Genomic DNA, 21,311 nt, shown 5'->3' with positions numbered 1-21,311 from the left:
GGCCGACACTGAGCGTGGGTGCAGGCCCCCGAAGGCCGTCCGCCCCGCGCATCGGAGCCGGTGGAAGCTTTTGGAGATCGAGTCACCCATTGTTGAGGCCACCAACCCAACAGGACCGGGCGCGGCTCCGCCGCCGGCTCTGCCCAACGGTCTCATCCGGTACACCGTTGCCGTAGCGGGCCGGGCCGGTCCGGTGACCGGCTGGGCAGGCAGCGCCGCTTGGTGGGCCGCCCGGCCAACGTCGAGGCAACCGGCCACGTCAGGGCCGCCGGTCAGCGCCGCGCCGCGGTGCTGCGGCACGCGGGCACAGCCTCCAGCGGGGTAAGAGCCAACGGCCACGGTCACAAACCTCCAGATCACCGTCCGACGGTGATCGTCGGGGGCTGGGTAGGATCTTGGCGCGGAGGACCGGTATCCCTCTTGTAAGAACTGGCGACGCCTTCAGGAATGGCCGATGCCGGGCAGGCCTCTGGCCAGAAGACCACTGCCCAGGAGATTTTGCCCGGTTCGGTGCCGGCTGCTTCTCGCGTTCCGGTCAGTGACCGGCGCCGCGAGGCCGTGGAGGCTCCGGCATGACGTGGTCGGTGCGGTGCTTGACGAGGAGAGCGAGGACGGCGTCGCCGAAGGCGCGGGCTCGTGTGTGCACCGCGGACCGGTCGTACGCCAGGCGATCGAACTCCTGCTCACGACCGGGCTGGATGCGGATGCCGTCACCTTGGGGGAAGGCGCGGTTGAGGAAGTGCCCGGGTCCGGGGAACCCGGGCAGCGTGGGAGCTGATCTGCCGCCGCTACCGGCCGGGTCGTCGACCGGGTTTCCGGTGCGTTCGGGGATGTACGACTCGTGCAGCCGGTGCAGGTTCCGTGCGCCGTGGAGGCTGGCCTGCAATGCCTCGGCCTGCTGGACGACGGCGGCAAGGAGAGCGGTGGAAGGGGCGCTGTGCATCTGCTCTAGGTCGGCGTCCCGGGGAACGGCCCGCCATACCCAGCCGTGGCGGTCTGCAGCTCGTGCCTCCCACACGTCGCGGAACCACGGCCAGAGGCGAGATACCGACAGCCACCGGGGTGGACGCCGGTCGGCGAGGTGCGCCCGCAGCAGCGTGCTCGCGTTCCGTAGGTATTCGGCATCGGCCATGTACGAAATCGTCTTCGCCGTCGCGCGCTGCTCTCCCGATGCCAGTTGCTGCTCACCAGCAGCCCCCTTTCCGTGCCCGGTCGGCGTTGCCCGGAGGCTACCCGAGTGGTCCGACACGGTACTCCTCCGGCCAGGGCGCGGCGCTTGTAACAGGAGCAAGGGCTGCCGTCGAGGGCATGGAGCTTCCGGCCTGGGCTCCGCTGCCGGCTTGGTATCGGGGGTAGGGGGATCCGGTGACGTAGACGCCTGCACAGCTCTGACCTGCGCTGGGGAGATTATCGGGGAGTTTCCGGATCCCGGTCCACCACCAGTTGCCCGGACGGCAGATAGGACCAGCGCGGGCCCGTGACCTGCAACGGGGAGGTTTCTGGTGAGGTTCGCTGCCGGGTACGGCCGGACGTGATGGGCTCGGCGTGGGCCGGCGGCTGATACCCGGCGGGACCGGGCCGGTTCGGCCGCCGGATGCGGTTGATGAGAGGAACCGTCTCGGCCCTCGTTGGGCGCGGGCCGCGCTGCCCGCCTCGAGCGCCCGCCTCTGGGGCCGTAGGACAGCCGCGGGCGCTTATGTCCCGTCGCTGGGCGCCACCGGGTCGGGGGCCGCCAGACGGCCGCGACGCGGCGGCCCGTCCGGGGCGGGGGCAAACGAGGGCGGGGGCTAAATGGGCGGCGCTCCTCGCGTATCCACGTCCTTCTTCCTCTCGCGCCATGTCCCTGGCGCTCCGTCAGTTGGCAGCCTCGTACTCCGAGGTGAAGATCAGCTCGCCCATGAGCGCGGGACTCGCTGTCCGCCACTACGCCCGCACAGGAGACCGCCGCTCCCTGCACGGCACCGTCCTGCGACCGGAAGCATCGGGGGAAGAGCGGGGGGAAGTATTGGGGGAGGGGTGAGGGGAAGAGTCCGGGGAAATATGGGGGGAAGGTGCGCAGGCGACGGGTTTGCATTTCGCCTGGTGAGGCCACGTTCTGCGGCTGGCGAGTGCCTGGACTTTCTTGTGTGGGTGTAGGGGTGGTGCGGGCGTGGGTGCCTGGGTCTGCGGGGGTGTGGGCCTGGGCAGCGAGCCCATGTATGCGTGGTTCGGCGCATGGGCGGGGGTGCGTGTGTCGGGCATTGGGATGCTGCTGCGTGGGCGCTTGGACGGGCACACTGTTTTGCTGGAGGGGCTGCGGTTCCTTGAACTAGGTTCTGGGTTCGGCTGGGTGGTCACTAATCCTGCAGCGAGAGCTGCGGCAGGGCTTCTTGGCGGCTGGCCTCTTCGCTGTCTTCTTGGCGGCGTCCTGCTTGCCGGGCAACGGGTGGACGCTGGCGGGCTAAAGGTTGTCCCGTAGCCGGCGTCCTGCTTCCGTGTTGGTCACAGCATGGGTGGGTTGATCTCGGCGAGCGATCCGATGTGGATCGAGCCGTCCTCGGGGTTGAGCGAGTAGCAGTTCCGCAAGCTGGTCGCGCTGGTCCGCCGTCGTGGCGGTGACGTCCAGCGTGGCCGGCCGTGGGGGCGCTGCTTGGAGGATCAGGTTCTGCTGGTGGCCTCGTACTGGCGGACCAACCTGACCCTGCGGCAGGTAGCGCCGCTGTTCGGGATCTCGAAGTCCGTTGCGGACGGGGTGCTGGACCACCTCGCACCGCTGCTGGCGATCTCGCCTGCGCGGCGGCCGCGGCAGGACACCGCGGTGATCGTGGACGGCACCGTGGTACCCACCCGGGACAGGACGGTCGCTGCTTCCAGCAAGAACTGCCGCTGTTCAACCAACCTGCAGGTGGTGATCGACGCCAACAGCCGGTTGGTGGTCGCTGTCGGCCTGCCGCTGCCTGGCAACCGCAACGACTGCCGGGCTTTCACCGAGTCGGGTGTCGACCGGGTCTGCTGGGACGCGCCGGTCCTGGCGGACGGCGGCTACCAGGGAACCGGCGCCCTGATCCCTCACCGGCATCTCCCGCCGCATCGTCGGCTGGTCCGCCGCCACGTTGAAGGAAAGCCAGCTCGTCCTGGACGCCCTGGAGATGGCCCTGTGGCAACGCGACCGCGACCAACACCCAGACGTCCGACGTGAGTTGATACATCACCCGGATGCCGGGTCGCAACACACGTGTCTCCGGCTCGCCGAGCACCTGGACGCCGCCGGCCTCGCGGCGAGCATCGGCACGGTCGGCGACGCGCTCGACAACGCCGTGATGGAATCGACCATCGGCCTCTACAAAACCGAGTTGATCAAGCCGCAGCTGCCCTGGAAGACCCTCGCCCAGGTAGAGGAACCCAAGGCAGCAAGGCCGGGAAACCTCCCCGAGCACTAAAGGCCGAACGCGGGTCAACCAAGTGTCTGCCTCTCGGCTCGGGTTCCGACCCTCGGCGACTGCCGCTCGCCGCCGCCCTGGAAACAGAAGGCACCGCAAGCGGCGACACAGAGTTCCTGCTCCTGCGAATACCTGCTGGAAATCACCGGAATCCGAAGCAGCTCCAGGAAGTCGGGTTCCGACCGGCGAGAACCGGTGGGAGAAGTGTCAGTAGGCATGGCGATCTCCTGAGGACGAAAGGAGGGGAAAGGAATCGGTCCCTCTATCTCAGCGATCCTCCTTCTCTAACCCCGTCCTCCGAACGAACGAAACGGCGGACGACCATCGCGAGAGCAACGCAGTGGCACGTTCCCACAGGCTGGCCCCCAGCCTGGGCAGCGGCGGCGGGCAGGGGGAAAGCGGCGGCCGACCACCGCACCGCAGACGCCCGCGCAGGCCGCCGCGGACACAGGAAGGCTGGTCTCGGGGAGGAAGTGCGGCGGCCCAGGCAGAGGCCGGGGGAACCCAGGAGACTCACCCCGGCCCCGGTCTGCCGACGGTGCAGAAACCTGCGCCCCCGCCTGCCCTGTCTGGCCCGGCCCCGGCAGACCCCTCGGCTCGAAGAGCCAGCGACCCACCACTCGCTACGACGTGGGGCGCATTGCCGTATCGCTACCGCCGTGCTCAAGCAGGGCTTCAGCCGCCGACCCCACCGTTCCCATGCCCGGACGGCGTCGAGGAGTTCCCCGCTGCCAGCGCCGATCTCGTCCCACGTGCCGGTCTTGGCAGCCGCCGCGGTCACGGCGGGGTCGGTGGATCCGGAGAGTCCTGCGGGTAGGACCCGGCGTACGACTCTCCCCCCCCCGGCCATCAGCACGTCCGCGGTCGAGCCATCGGCCGGCCGGGCCGAGGTCAGCGGTCTGAACGGGGTCCCGAGCGGTCGACTGCTCCATAGGACGGTCCGGTGCCGGCCCACGGGAGCCTCTGCCAGGTGCCGGGCACCCGCGATCCCCGCCTCGGTGAAATGCACCGTAGCCCGAGTCGGACGGTTCGCCCGGCCCCGGGGCCGTTCGGAGGACGCGGGCCTCGGGGCGCGGCACGTTCCCTGGAAGGACCGGCGATGCACCGGCGGGGAAGGGGAAGTACCTTCCCGCTCCACGCCTCCCGGCATGCCGGACCGCACCCTTTCGGAAGGACCACCTGTGGAACTCACCCTGCTCGGCACCGCCGCTCCTGGCGGGCTGCCCAGGCCCGGCTGCCCCTGCGCGGGGTGCGCCGCCTCCGTCGGTCCGCACGCCCGGGCCGCGACGGCGGTCCTCGTGGACGGGGTCCTGCTCCTCGACGCGACGCCCGGCGCGGGCGCCGGCGCCGCGCGGGCCGGGCACGCGCCGTACGGGATCCGGTGCGTGCTGGCGGCCCGTCCCGAGCAGGGCGGCCCGGGCGAAGCTCCGCCGCCCGGCCTGCCCGCCGTGGTGCGGCTGTCCGCCGGGCAGGAACTGACGGCGACCTCCGGGCACCGGGTGCGGGCGGTCCGCGTCGACGTACCGGGCACCGGCTACGCGGTGACCGGCCCCGACGGCGCCCGCGCCCTGTACCTGCCGCCCGGCGCGGCCCCTGCCCGGACCGCTGCCGCGCCGACCGGCAGTGGGGAGGCGGCGGGCCGGGTGGAGCGGATCGCCGAGCACCCGTACGAGGTGGTCCTCGCGGACGTGCTGGGCCGCCCGGAGGCCCTGGCCCGGCTGCGGACCTCCGGCGCGATCGGCCCCGGCACCGATGTGATCGCGGTGCACCTGGACCACGACGACCCGCTCGGCGCCGAACTGACCCGCCGCTGCGTCGCGGCCGGTGCCCGGGCCGTTCCCGACGGGACCGCGTTGCACACGGGCCGTGCCGCGCCGGCCCCGGCCTCGCAGCGCCGTACCTTGCTAGTGGGCGGAACCCGCTCGGGCAAATCCCTCCAGGCCGAGCGCTTCCTGGAGGCCCACCCGGACGTGGTGTACGCCGCCACCGGAGGCACCGGCGACGGGGATTCCGAAGGGGAGCACCGGGTACGGCTCCACCGGGAGCGGCGCCCCGCGCACTGGCGGACGGTGGAGACCCGCGAGTTGCTTCCGCTCCTCGCCGAGGATGGTCCGCCGCTGCTGATCGACTGCCTGTCGGCGTGGCTGGCCCACGGGATGGAGGGAATCGGCGCCGCGGACGAGACTGCCTGGCTGGGCGGCGGCCAGCAGGAGCTGCGTGCCCGGTCCGCCGAGCTGGTTGCCGCGGTCCGGGCTGCCCGGCGGCGGGTGGTGCTGGTCAGCAGCGAGGTGGGATCCGGTTCCCGGCCCTGCCCCACCCGGGAGCGGCGGTACCGCGACGAGCTCGGCTGGCTCAACGCGGCGGTGGGTGCCGCCTGCGAAGAGGTGCTCCTCGTGGTCGCCGGACAGGTGCTGTCTCTGAAGGGATGACCCCGTGCGGCCTGCGAGTGCCCGTGGGACCTGGCGTCGGCCCGCCCCGGTCGGGGTCGCGCCGACCCGTCCGTGGTGTTGCGAGGCGCCGAGCACGGTGAAGGTGGCAGGGGCGCCGAACTGCGATACGTCGTTGTCCCGCACAACGGTGGCGTGGGTGGCAGCCGGGTCGGAGTGCACGAGCCGGTCACCTGCCGGCAGTGACCGGTCGGGCGGGGCGCAGTAAAGGCCCCACCGGCCTCGAAGCACACCAGGAACCAGCCGACGGCCCACGTCCGCCAAAGCCCCCTGGGGGCGTTGGGGGCAGGAACGGGTTGACGGCGGCTTCTGTCTTCAGCTCGTGACCCAGCGGCAGCCCCTTGACGGACACCATCGGGTCACCCGGCGGGGGCGGGAACCAGGGCACGAGGGCGGCACCGGTGCCGGTCTCCATCGCGGCTCTCGGGGCGTTACCTCCCACCGGCGTCGATGGCGTGGCGGGTGGGTTCGGCATCGGACCGGTGACGGCGTCGGCGCGCTGAGGCCCTCTCCCGCCCTCCCCGGTCAGCGGCGCCACCGGGGCGGCGAGGTCCACCTGGCGCTGACAGCTCAGGTCCTGTCCTGGACGGCGCTGAGGGTCCCGCCGCCCTGCGCCCTGGACCTGGCCGCCCTGGAACTGACCGGCTACGCCCACGTGGTCCGCGAGGAGTTGGCGGCACGCGCCGGAATGCGTCCGCCTGAGTCGGAGACCCGGCAGCTGCTCGTGTACACGCTTGCTGAAACAGGCAGGCGCCTTACGGTGACGTCATCGGCCCTGGGACCTCTCGTATTCGTCCGGAGCAGAGCACGCCTGGTCCAAGGCCTCCACCACTCCTTGGAACGACTGAATCACCCACCTGGGCACCGCGGGCCCGTACCCCGGTCCGTCCGGATCCTTGCGGACGGGCCGCCGCAAGCCGGGGCGGGGCCTGCGGATAGACCTGTCGGAACGCTCGACCCAGCTCGACTGCGCGGCGGACGCCCTCTGGGTAGGCCTTCGGCTGCTGCCCGCGGCGAAGTGGCCGGCCTGCCCGTGGGAGGGGTCTGCGGGGTGTGGGGGAGGAGGAGTTCGCGGTGAGGACGCGGAGCGTCGCCGTCGTCCCCTCTCTTGCGATGGCGGTCCTGGCGGCCGATCCGGCGGCTGGGCCGCGGGTCCCGGCGCGGGAGCCGTACGTGCCTGTCGGAGAGGTCATGGCGTCCGGTCGGGGTCCTCGGCGGTCGTAGAGGGGGTCTGGTGGGGGTGACGGAGGGCATCAAGATTTCCCCCAGGGCGGCCAGCTACTGGGGTAACTGAGTGCGGTCAGTGTCGGCTTGTCGTGTGCACTTTCGAGTCGTCGCGCCCAGCCGGCCGGGTTCGCGGTGCGCCTCGCACGGCTGACAGACTGCACAGATGATCGACGATCTTGCCGCTGGCCTGAGGGCTCGACACCTTGCCGACGAAGACCATCTGCGCGTGCTCGCCGTACTGGACGTGTGGTGGGGTGGCCTGAAGGGGGAGGCCGGGGCGACGGAACGTGCGTTGCTGCTGCCCCGGCTGTACTTCCAGCACTTCACCACCACCAGTTTCCTGGTCGAACGCGCCAGTGGAGACGTTGCCGCCTTCCTGGTGGGTTTCCTGTCGCAGACAGAGCCCGAAACCGCCTATGTGCACTTCGTCGGTGTCGACCCGGCTCTGCACGGGCAGGGTGTCGGGCGTGCCCTTTACCGGGCTTTCTTCGCGCTCGCCCGGTCACACGGGCGCCGCTACGTGCACTGCATCACCAGCCCGGAGAACAGTGCGTCGCAGGCATTTCACACCCGACTCGGCTTTACGGCCTCAGCCGTGAAGCCGGACTACGACGGCCCCGGACTCGACCGGGTGGCGTTCACCATCGACCTTTCCGTGGAGTCCGTGGTCGTTCCCTAACGGAGGGTTCCCGGCACAACTCCGCCGAGCAACCGCCGTTCGCACCAGAGCCGTCATTCCGGCCACCAACGCCGTACGGACCCGGGTGCGCCGTCCGCTCCTCCACCGCACCGCCCAGCCCACCCCGATGCCCCGGCGCCGCACGCCGCGGCATCGGCTCAGGGCCGGGCCGGGCCGGGCCGGGGCCCAGGCCGCCGCGGGAAGCCTGCTTACTCCCCGATCGGGAGGTGCTGCCCGTCGCGCGTTCACCGCCGTAACGCTGTGGCTGTCTGGCTGGCCGGACGAAGGCGACGGTGCCCGAGGGCGTGGTCCGCGACGCGATCCGCTCTTCCCCGGCCCGGCCCGGCATCGCCGCTGGCATGGGCCGCCTCGATGCCCGGGGGATCGTCGTCGCCCGGATCCTCGTCGACGCGCACCGTGCCGGCGTCGACCAGGTCGTCGTCGCCGCTGCCGCCCGGGCGCCTGCGGGGGCTATGTCTGCTTCGAGGATGAAGCGGCTTCGCCCGTCGCTCGCCCCGGGGGCGGACCTGGGGCAGGCGAGGCCGCACCCCGGTCGTGACGGTGAGCGGGCGCCGCTTGGGACGGCTGTCGGTCGCCGGCCTGATCGCTACGCGGCCCGGCTCCCGGAGCCGGCTGTGCCACCGGCTGCGGAACCACCTCGCAGGCTAGGGCAAGCGCCGCAGCATGGACGAGCGGGCCTTCATCGTGCTGGTCGACGGCGTCCATCAGCTGGTCAGGGCGTCGATCGTGCTGATCTGGGACCGGCCGAACACCCATGTCTTGCGCAAGATGCGGGACCTCGTCGCGGAGCGGACGTGCCCGCCTAGGCGCCCGACCTGAACCCAGTCGAAGGCGTCTGGGCGCGCGTCAAGCGCAGCCTGGCCAACCTCGCCATCATGGTCCTCGACCGGCTCGAAACCCTCGTCCGCAACCGTCTCAAACGGCTTCACTACCGGCCCGACACCCTCGACGGCTTCATAGCAGACACCAGCCTGACCCTCGACGCCCCGGCATCACCTTGACGAGTCGTGTGGCGCGGGCACTTCATCCACCGGCGCTGGACGCCGCGCGCCGCCGCCGCGCTCGGGCCACCGACTTCATGACCGGCAGAAGCAGGAACAACACGGCCCCCGCGCTGGTCGAGGCGGCCAGCAAGGCCGCCACACCGCCATCCACGTCGTCCGCGGCGGCGACTACCTGCGGATCGTCCGCCCGGTAGAGGACGGTGAGGTGCGCGCCCACGGGGATTTTGCTGCCACTACTGCCCGGCGGCAAGACAGCCACGACGGTGCGGCCCTGTGCCTCGAAGGCGATACTGCACCGTCCCAGCGTGCAGGTGCCGCGGGTGTGCATGGTGGCGTCGACGCGCACACCGTCTCGGAGCGAGCGCAGATGCTGTGCCTGGGGGATCAATACCAGGGCCGACAGTGCGCCCAGAAGTAGCGCGAGACCCAGCCACACGAAAACTTCCGTACGGTGCCCGGAGCTTTGACCTACCGTCTCGTCCACCATGTTCCCTACCCCCGTATGACCTGCTCACGTACGGGGCAACAGTATGTGTGGGGCTCCGCGGCGGGGTCACGGGCTGCTGGCGGCACCCATGAGCCGGTCCGGTTGCCGGACATCGGCAGGACGGGTGGCCCGAGCGACCCCGTTGGCACGGTCGTCCGTGCAGCCAGCGCCCAAGCCCATCAGGCACTTCGCCAAGGTTCACCCTGGCAAGCCGAAGTCAGTAGCCCCCGACCCCGGTCTAGAGGATCAGTTCCAAGGGGTCCGTGATCCTGCGGAGTGTCACCACTGTCTGTACACGCTGGCCTTGCTGCCGGTCACCAGGCTTGCGGGCGGAACGTCATCGGCCACGACAGCGCCGGCGGCAATCACGGAGTCACGGCCGATGCTGACGCCGGGAAGGATGGTGGCGCCGGCTCCGATCCACACGTTCTCCGCGACGTCGATGGGTGCACCTGTGAGGTACAGCCGCCGCTCCTCGGGGTCGACCGGATGACCGCTGGTGATGAACGTGACCTTCGGGCCTACCATCACGCGCTCGCCGAGCCGGATGCCGGCGTAGTCCAGGAACGTGCAGTTCTGGTTGATGAACACGCGCTCGGCGAGCTCGAGGTTGAGGCCGTGGTCGGTGTAGAAGGGCGGATAGATCGTCACTCGCTGCGGCAGCGGCTTGCCGAGGATCTGTTCGAACAGAGCTGCCTTGCCGGCGTCGTCCTCGAAGGGCAAGACATTCAGACGGGCGGTGAGCTCGGTGACCTGCAGGACCCTCTCGGCCATGGCCTGGAACTCGGCGCTGTGGATGCGCATGAGACGGTCGCTGGACATGGTGCGGTCCCTTCTGGCGTGCCGGTGGCCCGCACGACTGGCTGGATGATCTATTCGATGGGGTGCACTGGGGGTAAGTACCTCCCATACAAGATCTTTTCGTGACAATTGGCCTGGACGCCCTCGCGACGGCACTCTATGCGACGACCGACGACGTGCTGAAGCAACGCCCGGACCTGGCACCCTGGCGTCCGCCTGTGGGGATCGCGCCGCGGCTCACCGATGCCGAGCTGGTTGCCCTGGCGGTGATGCAGGCCGGGTTCGGCTTCACCTCCGAGGCCCGATGGCTGCGATACGCCCGCCCCCATCTGCGTCCCCACTTCCCGTACCTGCCCCAGCAGCCCGGCTACAACAAGCGGCTGCGCAGGGTCTCCCGGCTGCTGGCGGCCAGCACCTCGGTGTGGAACGACGACGCCTGGGTCGTGGACACCCCCGATCGAATGCGGCCGCTCCCGCGAGACCGTCAACGCTCCGACCTGGCCGGATGGGCCGAATGCGGCTACTGCACCAGCCACAGCCGCTTCTTCTGGGGCCTGCGCCTGCACCTGGTCTGCACCAGGGCCTGCCGGTCACCTTCGCCCCGACCGGAGCCAAAGCCGACGAACGCGAAACTCTCCAGAGCCCTGATCGCGGATGAACCCCGCCCCCATCGCCGACCGTCCCGGCCAGACGGTGATCGCGGACTTCGGCCGCGACTTCGAAAACCAACTCGCCCGCCAGGGAATCGAGTTGCTGCGACCGACCCGCAAAGGAGAACCAAGGCGACATGGCGGAGGTCGCATCGGCGCACCCGATGCAGCCTGTTCCGGCCCCGGCCTGCTCCCACAGGCGGGAGGCCCACGGCGATGGGGCGCATGTTCGGATTAGGTGGATCTTAAGGCTGCCGTAATCCCGGTGGAAGCCCGTGATCCGGTAGCGGGGCGGTGGCTACGTTCGTGTCCGCCGGGGAGTCACGCGGCGGCGCCGCGTCCAGGGGAGAGGCCGGTGCCGCGCGGTCTCCCCGGTCTCGGAGAACGTGCGCCACCCTTGTGAGGAGATCCGCCTGTGCCTGCTCGTCGATCCGCTGTCCGTATCGCCACGCTCACTCTCGCCCCGCTGGGTATCGCCGCGTACGCCGCCTTCCCGGCCTCAGCACACGGCTCGATGACCGATCCCGTCAGCAGGGTCGCGGCCTGCTACGCGGAAGGTCCGGAGAACCCGGTCTCCGCCGCATGCAAAGCGGCTGTCGCCGCCAGCGGGAAGCAGGCCTTCTACGACTGGAACGGTGTCAACATCCCGGCAGCCGGGGGCCGAAGCCGCCAGATCATCCCCGACGGACAGCTCTGCTCGGCGGGCAACCCCACCTTCAAAGGCCTGGACCTCGCACGCGGTGACTGGCCCGCCAGCCCCATGAAGTCCGGACAGCACACCTTCCGCTACAAGGGGACCGCCCCGCACGCCGGCGGTTTCCAGCTCTACATCACCAAGGACAGCTACGACCCGACCAAGCCGCTGAAGTGGTCCGACCTGGAGGACCAGCCGTTCGCTGCCGTCAACAACCCCCAGATGCAGGGGCAGGACTACGTCTTCACCGGCACGGTTCCCCGACGCACCGGACGCCATCTCATCTACGCGATCTGGCAGCGCTCCGACAGCCCGGAAGCCTTCTACAGCTGCTCCGACGTGGTCTTCGGCGCTGATGGCGGCGGAAGCACGGGCGGCGCGCCGACCGCGGCCCCCTCCACGGGAAACCCGGACGGCCCGGGTGCTCCGGCGCCCGGTTCGGGGTCGACCGGATCGACCGGCGGAACCCCGACCGCCAAGCCCTCGAGGCCGGGCAAGCCCACGAAGCCCGGTCGCCCAGGCCGGGGCCGCTGGGACCGGATCGGCACTCCGGACTGCCCCTACGCCAAAGCCCCCACCGACGCACAGATCACCCAGGGCGCACGCATGTCCTCGGTCGAGCACGCGGGCCACGGCGACGACGACCCCACCACCAACTCCGCGTCCTCCTCCCAGGGCATGCGGCCGAACGGAGGCTCGGCCCCGCTCGAAGGCGAGAACCTCGCCGAAACCGGCAGCAGCAACACCACGCCGGCCATCGCCCTCACCGGCGCGGCCGTCCTCGTACTCGGAGTCGCCTCCAGGTGGGCCCTCACCCGTCGCGGGAACCGCAGGTAAGACGCCCCGCGCCACACGGCGGATGCTGCCCGGCCAACCCTCAGGCCGGAACGACCGGACCGCGTCCCGGGACGCCGTAGGCCACGGGCCTGTGCGGCTCCGGCTCGGAGGGTCAGCAGCTCCTGGTGGTGCCGAGGACGAGGGCGTAGGGGATCACGCAGAAGGCGCCGAGGTTGGTGGCGACGATCAGGGTGAGGAACAGCCAGTAGGCGAAGCCGTGGCTGTTGGAGGAGGCGAGGAGCCACCCTAGGAGGCCTTTGTTCGCCGCGGCGTACAAAGGCCTCCTAGGGTGGCACGGCGTCGGCGCTGTGCTGCCCGTTGCCTGCTGCGGGCTGGTGTCAGCCGCCGAGGAACGTGCGGCGCCACTGGAGCGGGGACATGGTGAGTGCGGCTTCGGCGAGGGCTTGCGCGGAGGGTGTTTTGAGGCTGGCGAGGGAAGTGTCGATCCAGTCCTGTACCTCGCTGTAGCCCTGGGCCCGGTATTCGACTGCCTGGACGAGGCATTCGAGTTTGTCGGCGTCGTGCGCGACGAGGACTTCGAGGCTGCTGCCGGTCTCGTACTCGTCCACGATGCGCTGGACGCCGGCCTTGACGGCCGGGTGGGTGGCGGAGACCTGGTCGGCGGTGACGGTCTGGTTGGTGGCGGCCTGGATGTAGCGGCGGCCGATGTGCGGGATGTCCCCGATCCGGGTCTCCTGCGTGTCGTGGAAGAGGCACATCAGGGCGACCTTGCCGGCGTCGGCGCCTTCCATCATCGCGAGGACGGAGCCGATGATCCCGACGCGGAAGGAGTGCTCGGCGATGGACTCGGGGTTGTTGTTCCCGGTGAACCACCAGCCGGTGCGCTTCGCGTTCTTCAGGACGCCCATCTCGAAGAGGAACCCGGCCGTGCCCTGGGCGTTCGGCGTCTCGTCTGCCATGTGGTGACCTCCGGTTCGGATCATGCGTTCTGTCGTAAAACGTAGTGGAGGGAACCGAGTTCGCGTCTGGATCTGGGGGAGATCACGCCGTCCCCGAGGAGTCTTTCCGCGCGCCCGGTCAGGGATGCGGTGACCTGGGGCAGAGCGCGGGGCAGCCAGGGGTGTGCGGTGAGCAGCGCCCACAGCGAGTGGGCGTACAGGTCGACGTACCCGGGTGCGAGGTGCATGCCGTCGGCGAGGGCACGCAGCAGGGCGACGGGGTCCCAGCCGGTCAGGGTGCGGTCGCGCATGAAGGTGTCGTCGGCCTGGGGCTGGCGGGCGACGCCGAGCCAGTACGCCCAGTAGGTCAGGTTCGCGGCTTCGCCGTCGTCGCTGCCGGCTATGGCCCGCTCGATGAAGTCCCACAAGGGCACGGGGTCGCCGAGGCGGGCCAGGGCGGTCGCCGTGGAGCGGGCCTCGGCCCACTGAGGGGTCCAGCCGCGGCGGGCCAGGACGGCACGCCGGGCGTGCAGGGCCTGGGCGGTCCACGCGCGTGCTTGCGGGGTGCGGTCGTAGGAGGCCAGGTAGAGAGCCTGACGATGCAGCAGGATGCCCTGCGGGTCCGTGCGCTTCGCGGACTCGGCGGCCGTGCGGAGCTGGTCGAAGACGGTCTGCCGGTCGCCGGGGTCGAGTAACGGGGCGGTGGGGACGGGGCCGCGCCGGGGCCGTTCCAGGCGCTCGGCGAGCGACGGAGGCGGGGTGCCCGTGAGCGCCCACGCGAGCATGTGGGTGGTGTCGCGGGTGTGGACCCATTCGCCCAGCGTGCGGCCGCCGTCGGCTGGGGCCATGCAGGCTGCCACGATCCGGTCCGCGTCCATGGCCGCGTCCAGGAGCACCACGACGTGCTGATCGGCGCCGAGGACGGCCAGGCGGCGGCGCATGCCGGTGAGGGCTCCGGCCTTCATGTTGGCCAGCGGGCGGCGCCCCGACTCCCAGCCCTGCACGGTCGCCAGGTCGACGTCGAGGAGCTCGGCCAGGCCCTGCTGCGTGGCGGGGATCGACTCTCGGGCGGTGCGCAGCACGAAGCCGCTGATGAATCCCGACCGTGGCCGGGCGGTGTCCTTTGCGGTCATGACGCTCCCTGGGGCGGGGCCGCTACCCGAACTCGTACCCGCAGTCAGTCCTACTCCACCACGGGCGCCCGTACGGTCAACCCGAGGAATCCGGCAGGGGCTTCCGCCGGCTCCTGTGGTCGGCACCACGCATGCCGGCCAGTGCTCGCCGTCGCCGTTGCGCCTTCCAGAGAGGTAGGTACGCCGTGTCAGAGGACCCCCGAGACGGTGTGCCGCCGTTCGCGCCGAGTCCCGCTCTGCGCGTACGGGCCGATCACGGTCTGGCCGTGTTCCTCGCCCGCTGGGATGACGATCCCGTGCACGAGGCTGTCCAGCACCCGGCCGGCATCGAGGACGAGACCGGCGGTGAGCGGTGACTGCGGTGGCCCGCCGGGTGGCCATCAAGCCGTACCGGGTCGGTGACACCGTCACCGGGACCACGTACGTCGAGCCCGAGGACCGGAGCCGCGAAGCCTCGGCAGAGTTCACCGGCACCGTGGTCCAACTCGGCTCCGGGTGGCCCGGCGTAGACGCGCAGATGGCGTTTCTGTGGGCCCGACTGCCGTCCGGCAGGGAGGTCAAGGCGCTGTTACGGGACGTCGAGCGCGTGGAGTGAACCAGCCGCCGGCCTGGCGCCCGCCCGGCCGGTACCGCACCACCGACGAGAGGAAGACCGTCATGGACAACAACAGCGGAAGCGGAGGCAGCGGGAGCGGCGGGAGTGGTGGAGGCAGCGGCGGGAGCCACAGTGGCGGGTCAGCGCCGATCTCCACCCCGCCCCCGCCGCCCCCGTCCAACCCCGACACCTCCACCCCTTCCGGTGGCGGGAAGCACGGCAAGTAGAGATGACTGCAACCGCACGCCAGGAGCGCCCCAGCCGTACCGAGCTGGGGCGCGGCCTCATGGAATCCGGCGCCCTCACCTCTGATTGGGCGCCCACGTTCGCCGCCGTCGACCGCGCGGCATTCCTGCCGCGCCTGATGTGGCCGTTTCTATCCGGCGGCGAGGCCGAGGCGGCCCGGGCCGTCACCGTTGACCGGCGTACGGATCCGGCGGCCTGGTACGGGTTCGCGGACAGTGACCTGTCGATCGTCACGCAGTGGGACGACGGCGCCCATCGCGGCACCGCCCCGGGGCGTGTGGCGACGTCGTCCAGCTCACAGCCCACCACGGTCTTTCAGCTCCTCGCCGCCCTGGAGGCCGACAGCGGCATGCAGGTCTTGGACGCGGGCACCGGCACCGGGGAAACAGCCGGCCTCCTCGCCCACCGCTGCGGCGCCGCCAACGTCGTCACCATCGACGTGGATGCGGCCGTCTCGGCCACCGCGAGGGAGAACCTGTGCAGGCTCGGCCTCTACGCCGAAGTCCTCACCGGTGACGCCCTCGCCGGACACCCGGCGGGCGGACCGTACGACCGGCTGTTGTGCACGTTCGGGGTCCGCTCCATCCCCCGGGCCTGGACGGACCAGGTCCGCCCAGGTGGGGTCATCGCCGTCCCGTACGGCACCCACTACAGCAACCGGGACGCCCTGCTGCGCCTCGATGTCCTCGGCGACGGCGAGGCGTCCGGACGGTTCCGCGCCGGGCTGGAGTTCATGCGGGCCCGCTCGCACCGGACCGTGTGGCCGACCCACACCGACTACGTCACCACCTGGCCCGGATCGGCCGGCACGGTCCTCCAGCCGGGACAGCTCACCGACGCCGAGTTCGTCATCGGGCTCGCCGTCCCCCACCTCACCCACACCGTCTTCCGCGAGGAGGACGGCACCCTGGCCGCCTGGTTCTACTCCCTGAGCGACCGGTCGTGGGCGGCCGTGCGCTGGCCGGAGGAGGACGGACCGGGCACCGTCTACCAGCACGGACCCCGACGGCTCTGGGACGCCGTAGAAGCCGCCTGCGCCTGGTGGGAGGAGCAAGGCCGCCCCGCTCTCGACCGCTTCGGGCTTACCGTCACCCCCGACGGTGAGACACCATGGTTGGACGACCCGGGCAACCTGCTGCCGGGCGCGCAGTGGCGATGAAAGGGGAGTGTCGTGGGTGAGCGTGAGGAACCGTCGCTGGAGCAGTGGGCGGCCCGCCGCGACCAACGCCGCGCATCGGACCAGCAGATCACCGGCCATCGCCGCGCCGAACCCCTCGACCCCGCCGCCCGTGGCCGCGCCGCGCACCTCGCCCCCGATGCTCCCCGCGTCCTCCTGGAGCTGGACGTCGAGTCCGGGCAGTGGGTGCCCGTCGGAGTCGCGGCCACGGCCGCCGAGGCCGCGCTCTTCCTGACCGGCTGACGCCGCCCGCACGCTGCTGGCACGCCTCGGACGGTGGAGCCCCTACTGCTGATCACGCCGATCCGGATCCAGCGGGTGGCCCGCCTGGACCGAGGTGCGAAGGAAGACCCGGACGAGCTCCAGCCCCCAGTCTCCCAGGCCAGCGCTCCCGTACGCGCCGGCCACGCTGCTCCGGGGAAGAGGGATCCGTCCCTCGGCCTACAGGGCCTTCTCGTAGGCGATGGTCGTGGTCGGGCAGTCCTCCGCGAGCCCCAGGAGCGACTGGACCTCGGCTTCGTCGGCGGCGAGGTCCCAGCGGAGTTTGGTTGCGACCCAGGTCGCGGTGTACGTGCAGTGGTAGGCGCCGTCCGACGGCAGCCACTCGGCCGGATCATTGTCCGACTTGCTCCTGTTCGAGACCGCAGAGACCGCGATCAGCGTGTCAGGGGATGCCTGGTCGTTCGCGTATGCCTCCCGCCGCGCCGCAGACCACGGCACCTGCTCGCTATCACCGGCGCGGCCGGAGCCCAGGGCGCCAAGGGTGACCGCGGCGACGCGGGTGCCCAGGGCGCGGCCGGCCCCCAGGGCGTGAAGGGCGTCTTACGGCGAGCGGCCAAGGTGCACCGCTCAATACGGTGCGGAGCGGGGCTGCCGATGCACGCCGAGTAGAGTTGAACATGTTCAGATTTCGTGGCAGCGTGAGCGCTTGACGATCTGGTGTCCGAAGGAACCAGGGTTTGGCGTACGCAAGGGGGAGTCATGCGTGATGAACGAGGGCGAGTCGCTGCGGGGTTGCGTGGAGTGGTCGTGGCGGTCGCGGTGTTGACGCTGGCCACGGGGTGCATGGGGCAGTCACAGACATTGGCTCGGGCCGACATCGTAGGCACCTGGACCGAGGGCGATACCGGGACCCTGCTCTTCAAGGACGACGGCACCGTCGTCGTAACGAACCTTGCCGAGTTCAACAACGACGGCGACAAGGTGTCGGAGTGCAGCGGCACGGGCAAGTGGGGCGCGTATCCCGACGACAAGGAAGCGCAGCAGGTTTGGACCACCGTCTGCGACGGCAACCCATGGGAATTCGGCGGCTCGAAGGCGCATCCGAAGATGCGGCGCAGCGTGGGAGATCCTGATAACGGGGACGATCAAACCCTCACCCGTAAGTAGCAGCAGCCGTCCGGCGCGTCCAGCCCGCCATCCAGGTGCACCCAGAGGTGGCCACGGAGATGATCGCAGCCAGCACCTCCCGATCCCCATGCCGACGCCGGCCACCGACCTGAGGACGTTCCGGTGCCGACGGGCACCACGCGTTCGAACAACTCCCACAAGGGCTGAAGCGACTGCGCGGCGCCGGCCGCCGGATCATCAACATTTCCAGCGGCGCAGCCCGCGTCGCCATGCCCGAGATCATCGCCTACGGTGCCGCCAAGGGCGCTCTGGACAATTTCATCCTCAACCTTGCGAAGGAGCTGGGCGCTCGCGGTATCACGGCGAACTCGGTCGGGCCCGGGATCATCGACACGGACGTCAACGCGGGCTGGCTGCGCGGCAACCCGTAGGCCGAGGCTCGGGCGGCCTCCCTGGCCGCGCTGGGCCGCGTCGGCCGGCGGCAGGACGTGGCCGACGTGGGGGCCTTCCTCGCCTCGGACGCCGCGCGCTGGGTCACCGGCAAGGTGATTGATGCCACCGGCGGCTCCGGTCTGTGACCTTCGCCGGATCGATCAGAAATCGAGAAGCTGGGCTCATCGGGCCGCCTCTAGCCTCACCATGAGCACCATCCGTCACACACAGCGCAAGGAGTACGCAATGAAGGCGCACGTCAGCTCGATCCTGCTCGGAGTCCGCGACATGGAGGCCGCCAAGCGGTTCTACGTCGAGGGGCTCGGCTGGAAGGTACAGAGCGACTTCGGCATATCGGTGTTCTTCGAGTCCGACGGTGCCTCGCCCGTCGGTTTCTACAGCCGTGAGGGTCTCGCCCAGCAGGTGGGCACGGACCAGGAAGGAAGCGGCTTCAGCGGCCTGGTCCTGACGTACGTGGTGCGCAGTCAGGCGCGCGTCGACGAGGTCATGGCAGAGGCCCACAAGGCCGGCGCCAAGATCCTCAAGCCGGCGGGTGCGCTGCCGTGGGGCGGCTACGGCGGCACCTTCGCCGACCTGGACGGCTACGTCTGGAGCCTCGGCTACAGCGACCAGGGCACCGACCAGCCCTACGCCGAGTAAAAGGGGAGAAGACCGTGAAGTTCCGCGCCCATGTCGAGCCTCCCGAGCCCATGCGGGGCCTGGAGGTTCCGCCCGAGGTGGTGGCAGCGCTCGGCGAGGGCTCGCGGCCGCCGGTGACGATCACGATCAACGGGCATTCCTGGCAGAGCAGGATCGCCCTCCTGCGCGGCCGCCACCTGATCGGCCTCAGCCATGCCAACCGGCAGGCCGCAGGCGTCGAGATCGGCGAGGAGGTCGAGGTCGAGGTCGAGCTCGACACCGAGCCGCGCGTCGTCGTCGAGCCGGAGGACTTCGCTCGGGCCCTGGACGCAGACCCGGCCGCCCGCGCCGTCTACGACACCCTCACGCACAGCCGCAAGCGCGAGCACGTGCGGGCCATCGAGAGCGCGAAGAAGCCCGAGACACGCCAACGCCGCATCGAGAAGGCCATCACCACCCTGCGGACCTGACCAAAAAGCGGATGGCAACCTCACTGCGGAACGCCGGCCGGACCGGCCGGCGTTCCGCAACAGCCGCCAGGGAACCAGCAGCGACACGGGCTTCGATCCGGGCCGATCCGGTCACGCCCAGTCCACCCCCAGCTTGGTTGGAGACTCACACGCCCAGCTTCACGATCACCGGCTCCGCTTCCCCCTCGACCGCGACCCCTCGCCGTGGGCGCGCGGCACCGGCCGTGCTGCGCCTTCCCGCCCGACTCACCGCGCGAGGGCTGTCAGGCCCCGCGGGAACGCCTACTGCGCATTCCTCGCCCCTTCGCTGCACGAGCCTCCGCCGATGCCGGAGGTCTTCAGGGCTGCCGCTCCCTGCGGGTCGGAGTTGCCGTCCGGGTACGTGCGGCTGCCTTCGTTGGTGAAGCCCTGTCGCCCGCCGTTTGGTCTCGGGCCACCTGTCGGTGTCGGGCTGGAGGGTCAGGGCTGCGGGCGGACTTGGCCACCGGCAGCCTGCTGCAGCGCGGTTGTCAGCCGGTCGCGGGCGGCGGTCTGGGCGGAGATCCGCCGATCGAGGACTGCCAGTCGTTGTCGCGCGACCTGCAGCCCTTTGTCCGAGGGCGGTGCCGTAGCCACGTCACCGTCCAGGCACGGCAGAAAGATGCGTACGTCGTCCAGGGTGAGCCCGGCGTTCAGCAGGTAGCGGATGTTGCCCACGCGCACCATGGCCCGCTCGTCGTAGACGCGGTATCCGTTGGAGGCCCGGTCGGAGGAGATCAGTCCGGCCTGCTCGTAGTGCCGCAGTGCCCGAGCGGTCGCTCCTGTCTTCTTGGCCAGCTCGCCGATGCGCACCTGCCCCACCTCCCGGTCCACTCCTATCACGCCACGACCGCTCCGCCGTCGACCGGGAGTACCACTCCGGTGATGAACGAGGCCGCCGGAGAGGCGAGCTGGGTGATCGCCCAGGCCACCTCCTCGGGGCGGCCGATCCGGGCAAGGGGGGTGTGCGCCAGCTGCCATTCCCGCACGGCGGCCATCCGCTCCGCCGTCAGCCCCTGGTGCTCGCCGATGGGTGTGTCGACCGCGCCGGGCGCGACGGCCACCACCCGTACCCCCCGGGGTGCCAGCTCGACGGCCCAGCTGCGAGTCAGCAGCTCCAGAGCGGTCTTCGTCGCGGCATAGACCGAACTGCCCGGCCAGGCGCGCTGTCCCACCGACGTACTGACGTTGACGATCACTCCGCGCGACGCCTCCAGAAGCGGCAGCGCGGCCTGTGCCAGCAATATGGGGGCCACGAGGTTGGTGGAGAGCTGAGCGTCGATCATGTGTGGCGTGAGGGTGTCCAGAGCGCCGCTGCGCACGATGCCGGCGTTGTTGACAAGCACGTCCAGCCGGCCGTGTCTCTCCAGGACGGTCCGGAGAATCCGGCAGGGCTCGCCTTCGGCGGTGATATCGGCGGCCAGCGGTGTGATCCTGGCGCTCGAGGCAGCGGTCTCTTCGAGAGGCTCGGCTCGCCGTCCGATCGCCACCACGTGGGCGCCTTCGGCGGCGAAGGCACGGGCGGTGGCCCGGCCGATCCCGGTGCCGGCTCCGGTGACGGCGACGATCCTGCTGGTGCGGGGTGCGGTGCTGTTCATGCCGCACAGCGTCCAACCCTGCCGCCAGTGGCAAGGTCAAGCATCGCCCGCCAGAGGACAGGCGCCATTGGTGATCGCGCGCGGATGACAGCGAGACTGCTGCATGAGCCGTGCAGCAGTTCAGCTCAGCGTGTCGACAGACTGAGTGCCTCGCCGGAGACAAACAAGCCGCCCTGCCATGTGCTGTCAGAAGACGGCGACACAGACGATGATGACGGCGACCATGACCACGACGGTCAGATTGGTGAAGGCTCTGCTGGTGAGGGCCCGGTAATGCCGCGCGTACCGTTCTTCGTGCCGGGCGATATGCGCTTCCACCTGCGGGTCTGGCGTCCAGCCGACTGCCCGGCGGTCATGAAGCAACTGCTGCAGGGCAGCTGCTTCCCGGGGGAAGCTCTCCGGTGTGAGTTCGGAGGTGTCCAGGTTCGGCAGAAGTACGCGTCGACCGTCGGCCCGGTAGGCGTAGAGCACCGTCGAGGCTACGGCAG

21 protein-coding genes and 5 pseudogenes are annotated in these 21,311 nt (G+C 70.6%); 15 read left to right on the top strand and 11 right to left on the bottom strand.

Annotated features, from left to right (window positions below):
• Positions 1 to 535: 535 nt before the first annotated feature.
• A complete protein-coding gene (locus ACZ60J_RS00200; protein ID WP_469677508.1) occupies positions 536 to 943 on the bottom strand; it encodes a hypothetical protein in 408 nt (135 codons plus the stop codon).
• 1,545 nt (positions 944 to 2,488) lie between these two features.
• Between ACZ60J_RS00200 and ACZ60J_RS00195 the strand changes: the two are divergent.
• The 5 genes and pseudogenes from ACZ60J_RS00195 to ACZ60J_RS00175 all read left to right on the top strand — a co-directional run.
• Positions 2,489 to 3,055 (top strand): annotated as a pseudogene (locus tag ACZ60J_RS00195) (transposase); the annotation flags it as partial.
• 124 nt (positions 3,056 to 3,179) lie between these two features.
• The gene (locus tag ACZ60J_RS00190; protein WP_469677506.1) at positions 3,180 to 3,419 is read left to right on the top strand and encodes a hypothetical protein; all 240 of its coding nucleotides are present in this window, start codon (positions 3,180 to 3,182) and stop codon (positions 3,417 to 3,419) included.
• Positions 3,420 to 4,600: 1,181 nt separating this feature from the next.
• A complete protein-coding gene (locus ACZ60J_RS00185; RefSeq protein ID WP_469677504.1) occupies positions 4,601 to 5,848 on the top strand; it encodes a bifunctional adenosylcobinamide kinase/adenosylcobinamide-phosphate guanylyltransferase in 1,248 nt (415 codons plus the stop codon).
• Positions 5,849 to 7,256: 1,408 nt separating this feature from the next.
• A complete protein-coding gene (locus ACZ60J_RS00180) occupies positions 7,257 to 7,772 on the top strand; it encodes a GNAT family N-acetyltransferase (RefSeq protein WP_469677502.1) in 516 nt (171 codons plus the stop codon).
• A gap of 466 nt (positions 7,773 to 8,238) precedes the next feature.
• Positions 8,239 to 8,794: pseudogene (locus ACZ60J_RS00175) on the top strand (transposase); the annotation flags it as partial.
• A 22-nt stretch (positions 8,795 to 8,816) separates the two neighbouring features.
• Here ACZ60J_RS00175 and ACZ60J_RS00170 read toward each other — a convergent pair.
• Entirely contained in the window at positions 8,817 to 9,284 is a 468-nt protein-coding gene (locus ACZ60J_RS00170; protein WP_469677500.1) for a hypothetical protein, read from the bottom strand.
• A 279-nt stretch (positions 9,285 to 9,563) separates the two neighbouring features.
• A complete protein-coding gene (locus ACZ60J_RS00165; RefSeq protein ID WP_469677498.1) occupies positions 9,564 to 10,106 on the bottom strand; it encodes a sugar O-acetyltransferase in 543 nt (180 codons plus the stop codon).
• A 101-nt stretch (positions 10,107 to 10,207) separates the two neighbouring features.
• Here ACZ60J_RS00165 and ACZ60J_RS00160 point away from each other — a divergent pair.
• Positions 10,208 to 10,877, top strand: a pseudogene (locus ACZ60J_RS00160) (transposase family protein); the annotation flags it as partial.
• 273 nt (positions 10,878 to 11,150) lie between these two features.
• Positions 11,151 to 12,266 carry a lytic polysaccharide monooxygenase auxiliary activity family 9 protein gene (locus tag ACZ60J_RS00155; protein ID WP_469677496.1) on the top strand — a complete coding sequence of 372 codons (1,116 nt, stop codon included), beginning with the start codon at positions 11,151 to 11,153 and terminating at the stop codon, positions 12,264 to 12,266.
• 112 nt (positions 12,267 to 12,378) lie between these two features.
• On the opposite strand, the gene ACZ60J_RS00150 is transcribed toward ACZ60J_RS00155, so the two are convergent.
• From ACZ60J_RS00150 to ACZ60J_RS00140, 3 genes are all read right to left on the bottom strand, one after another.
• Positions 12,379 to 12,543: a hypothetical protein gene (locus ACZ60J_RS00150; protein ID WP_469677494.1), complete on the bottom strand. Its 165-nt coding sequence runs from the start codon at positions 12,541 to 12,543 to the stop codon at positions 12,379 to 12,381.
• 61 nt (positions 12,544 to 12,604) lie between these two features.
• Positions 12,605 to 13,186 carry an HD domain-containing protein gene (locus ACZ60J_RS00145; RefSeq protein WP_469677492.1) on the bottom strand — a complete coding sequence of 194 codons (582 nt, stop codon included), beginning with the start codon at positions 13,184 to 13,186 and terminating at the stop codon, positions 12,605 to 12,607.
• 20 nt (positions 13,187 to 13,206) lie between these two features.
• Positions 13,207 to 14,298 carry a helix-turn-helix domain-containing protein gene (locus tag ACZ60J_RS00140; protein WP_469677490.1) on the bottom strand — a complete coding sequence of 364 codons (1,092 nt, stop codon included), beginning with the start codon at positions 14,296 to 14,298 and terminating at the stop codon, positions 13,207 to 13,209.
• Positions 14,299 to 14,483: 185 nt separating this feature from the next.
• Between ACZ60J_RS00140 and ACZ60J_RS00135 the strand changes: the two genes are divergently transcribed.
• The 4 genes from ACZ60J_RS00135 (at position 14,484) to ACZ60J_RS00120 (ending at position 16,559) form a co-directional block, all read left to right on the top strand.
• The gene (locus tag ACZ60J_RS00135; RefSeq protein WP_469677488.1) at positions 14,484 to 14,654 is read left to right on the top strand and encodes a hypothetical protein; all 171 of its coding nucleotides are present in this window, start codon (positions 14,484 to 14,486) and stop codon (positions 14,652 to 14,654) included.
• Entirely contained in the window at positions 14,651 to 14,893 is a 243-nt protein-coding gene (locus ACZ60J_RS00130; RefSeq protein ID WP_469677486.1) for a hypothetical protein, read from the top strand. Before ACZ60J_RS00135 ends, ACZ60J_RS00130 begins: the two co-directional genes overlap by 4 nt.
• Positions 14,894 to 15,122: 229 nt before the next feature.
• Positions 15,123 to 16,298 carry a methyltransferase domain-containing protein gene (locus tag ACZ60J_RS00125; protein ID WP_469677484.1) on the top strand — a complete coding sequence of 392 codons (1,176 nt, stop codon included), beginning with the start codon at positions 15,123 to 15,125 and terminating at the stop codon, positions 16,296 to 16,298.
• A gap of 12 nt (positions 16,299 to 16,310) precedes the next feature.
• Positions 16,311 to 16,559, top strand: coding sequence for a DUF6087 family protein (locus ACZ60J_RS00120; RefSeq protein ID WP_469677482.1), 249 nt, complete (start codon positions 16,311 to 16,313; stop codon positions 16,557 to 16,559).
• Between the two features lie 198 nt (positions 16,560 to 16,757).
• On the opposite strand, the gene ACZ60J_RS00115 is transcribed toward ACZ60J_RS00120, so the two are convergent.
• Positions 16,758 to 17,036 carry a hypothetical protein gene (locus ACZ60J_RS00115; protein WP_469677480.1) on the bottom strand — a complete coding sequence of 93 codons (279 nt, stop codon included), beginning with the start codon at positions 17,034 to 17,036 and terminating at the stop codon, positions 16,758 to 16,760.
• A 309-nt stretch (positions 17,037 to 17,345) separates the two neighbouring features.
• Here ACZ60J_RS00115 and ACZ60J_RS00110 point away from each other — a divergent pair, with 309 nt between their 5' ends.
• Entirely contained in the window at positions 17,346 to 17,705 is a 360-nt protein-coding gene (locus ACZ60J_RS00110) for a hypothetical protein (RefSeq protein WP_469677478.1), read from the top strand.
• A gap of 31 nt (positions 17,706 to 17,736) precedes the next feature.
• Here the strand turns inward: ACZ60J_RS00110 and ACZ60J_RS00105 are convergent.
• Positions 17,737 to 17,866 (bottom strand): annotated as a pseudogene (locus tag ACZ60J_RS00105) (transposase); the annotation flags it as partial.
• Between ACZ60J_RS00105 and ACZ60J_RS00100 the strand changes: the two are divergent.
• From ACZ60J_RS00100 to ACZ60J_RS00090, 3 genes and pseudogenes are all read left to right on the top strand, one after another.
• A pseudogene (locus ACZ60J_RS00100) lies at positions 17,867 to 18,244 on the top strand (SDR family NAD(P)-dependent oxidoreductase); the annotation flags it as partial.
• 61 nt (positions 18,245 to 18,305) lie between these two features.
• Positions 18,306 to 18,758, top strand: coding sequence for a VOC family protein (locus tag ACZ60J_RS00095; RefSeq protein WP_469677476.1), 453 nt, complete (start codon positions 18,306 to 18,308; stop codon positions 18,756 to 18,758).
• Positions 18,759 to 18,772: 14 nt separating this feature from the next.
• Positions 18,773 to 19,207: a YdeI/OmpD-associated family protein gene (locus ACZ60J_RS00090; protein WP_469677474.1), complete on the top strand. Its 435-nt coding sequence runs from the start codon at positions 18,773 to 18,775 to the stop codon at positions 19,205 to 19,207.
• Between the two features lie 459 nt (positions 19,208 to 19,666).
• Here the strand turns inward: ACZ60J_RS00090 and ACZ60J_RS00085 are convergent, their stop codons facing one another.
• The 3 genes from ACZ60J_RS00085 to ACZ60J_RS00075 all read right to left on the bottom strand — a co-directional run bounded on the left by ACZ60J_RS00085 (position 19,667) and on the right by ACZ60J_RS00075 (position 21,294).
• A complete protein-coding gene (locus ACZ60J_RS00085; RefSeq protein ID WP_469679069.1) occupies positions 19,667 to 20,038 on the bottom strand; it encodes a MerR family transcriptional regulator in 372 nt (123 codons plus the stop codon).
• Positions 20,039 to 20,064: 26 nt separating this feature from the next.
• Positions 20,065 to 20,823 (bottom strand): SDR family NAD(P)-dependent oxidoreductase, encoded by a 759-nt coding sequence (locus ACZ60J_RS00080; protein WP_469677472.1) that lies wholly within the window; start codon positions 20,821 to 20,823, stop codon positions 20,065 to 20,067.
• Between the two features lie 186 nt (positions 20,824 to 21,009).
• A complete protein-coding gene (locus tag ACZ60J_RS00075; RefSeq protein WP_469677470.1) occupies positions 21,010 to 21,294 on the bottom strand; it encodes a hypothetical protein in 285 nt (94 codons plus the stop codon).
• Between the last annotated feature and the right edge of the window lie 17 nt (positions 21,295 to 21,311).

The sequence above is a fragment of the Streptomyces sp. NPDC104226 genome, from assembly GCF_055584085.1.
The sequence above is the reverse complement of the archived record's forward strand: the minus strand, read 5'-3'. Positions and strand labels throughout refer to the sequence as shown.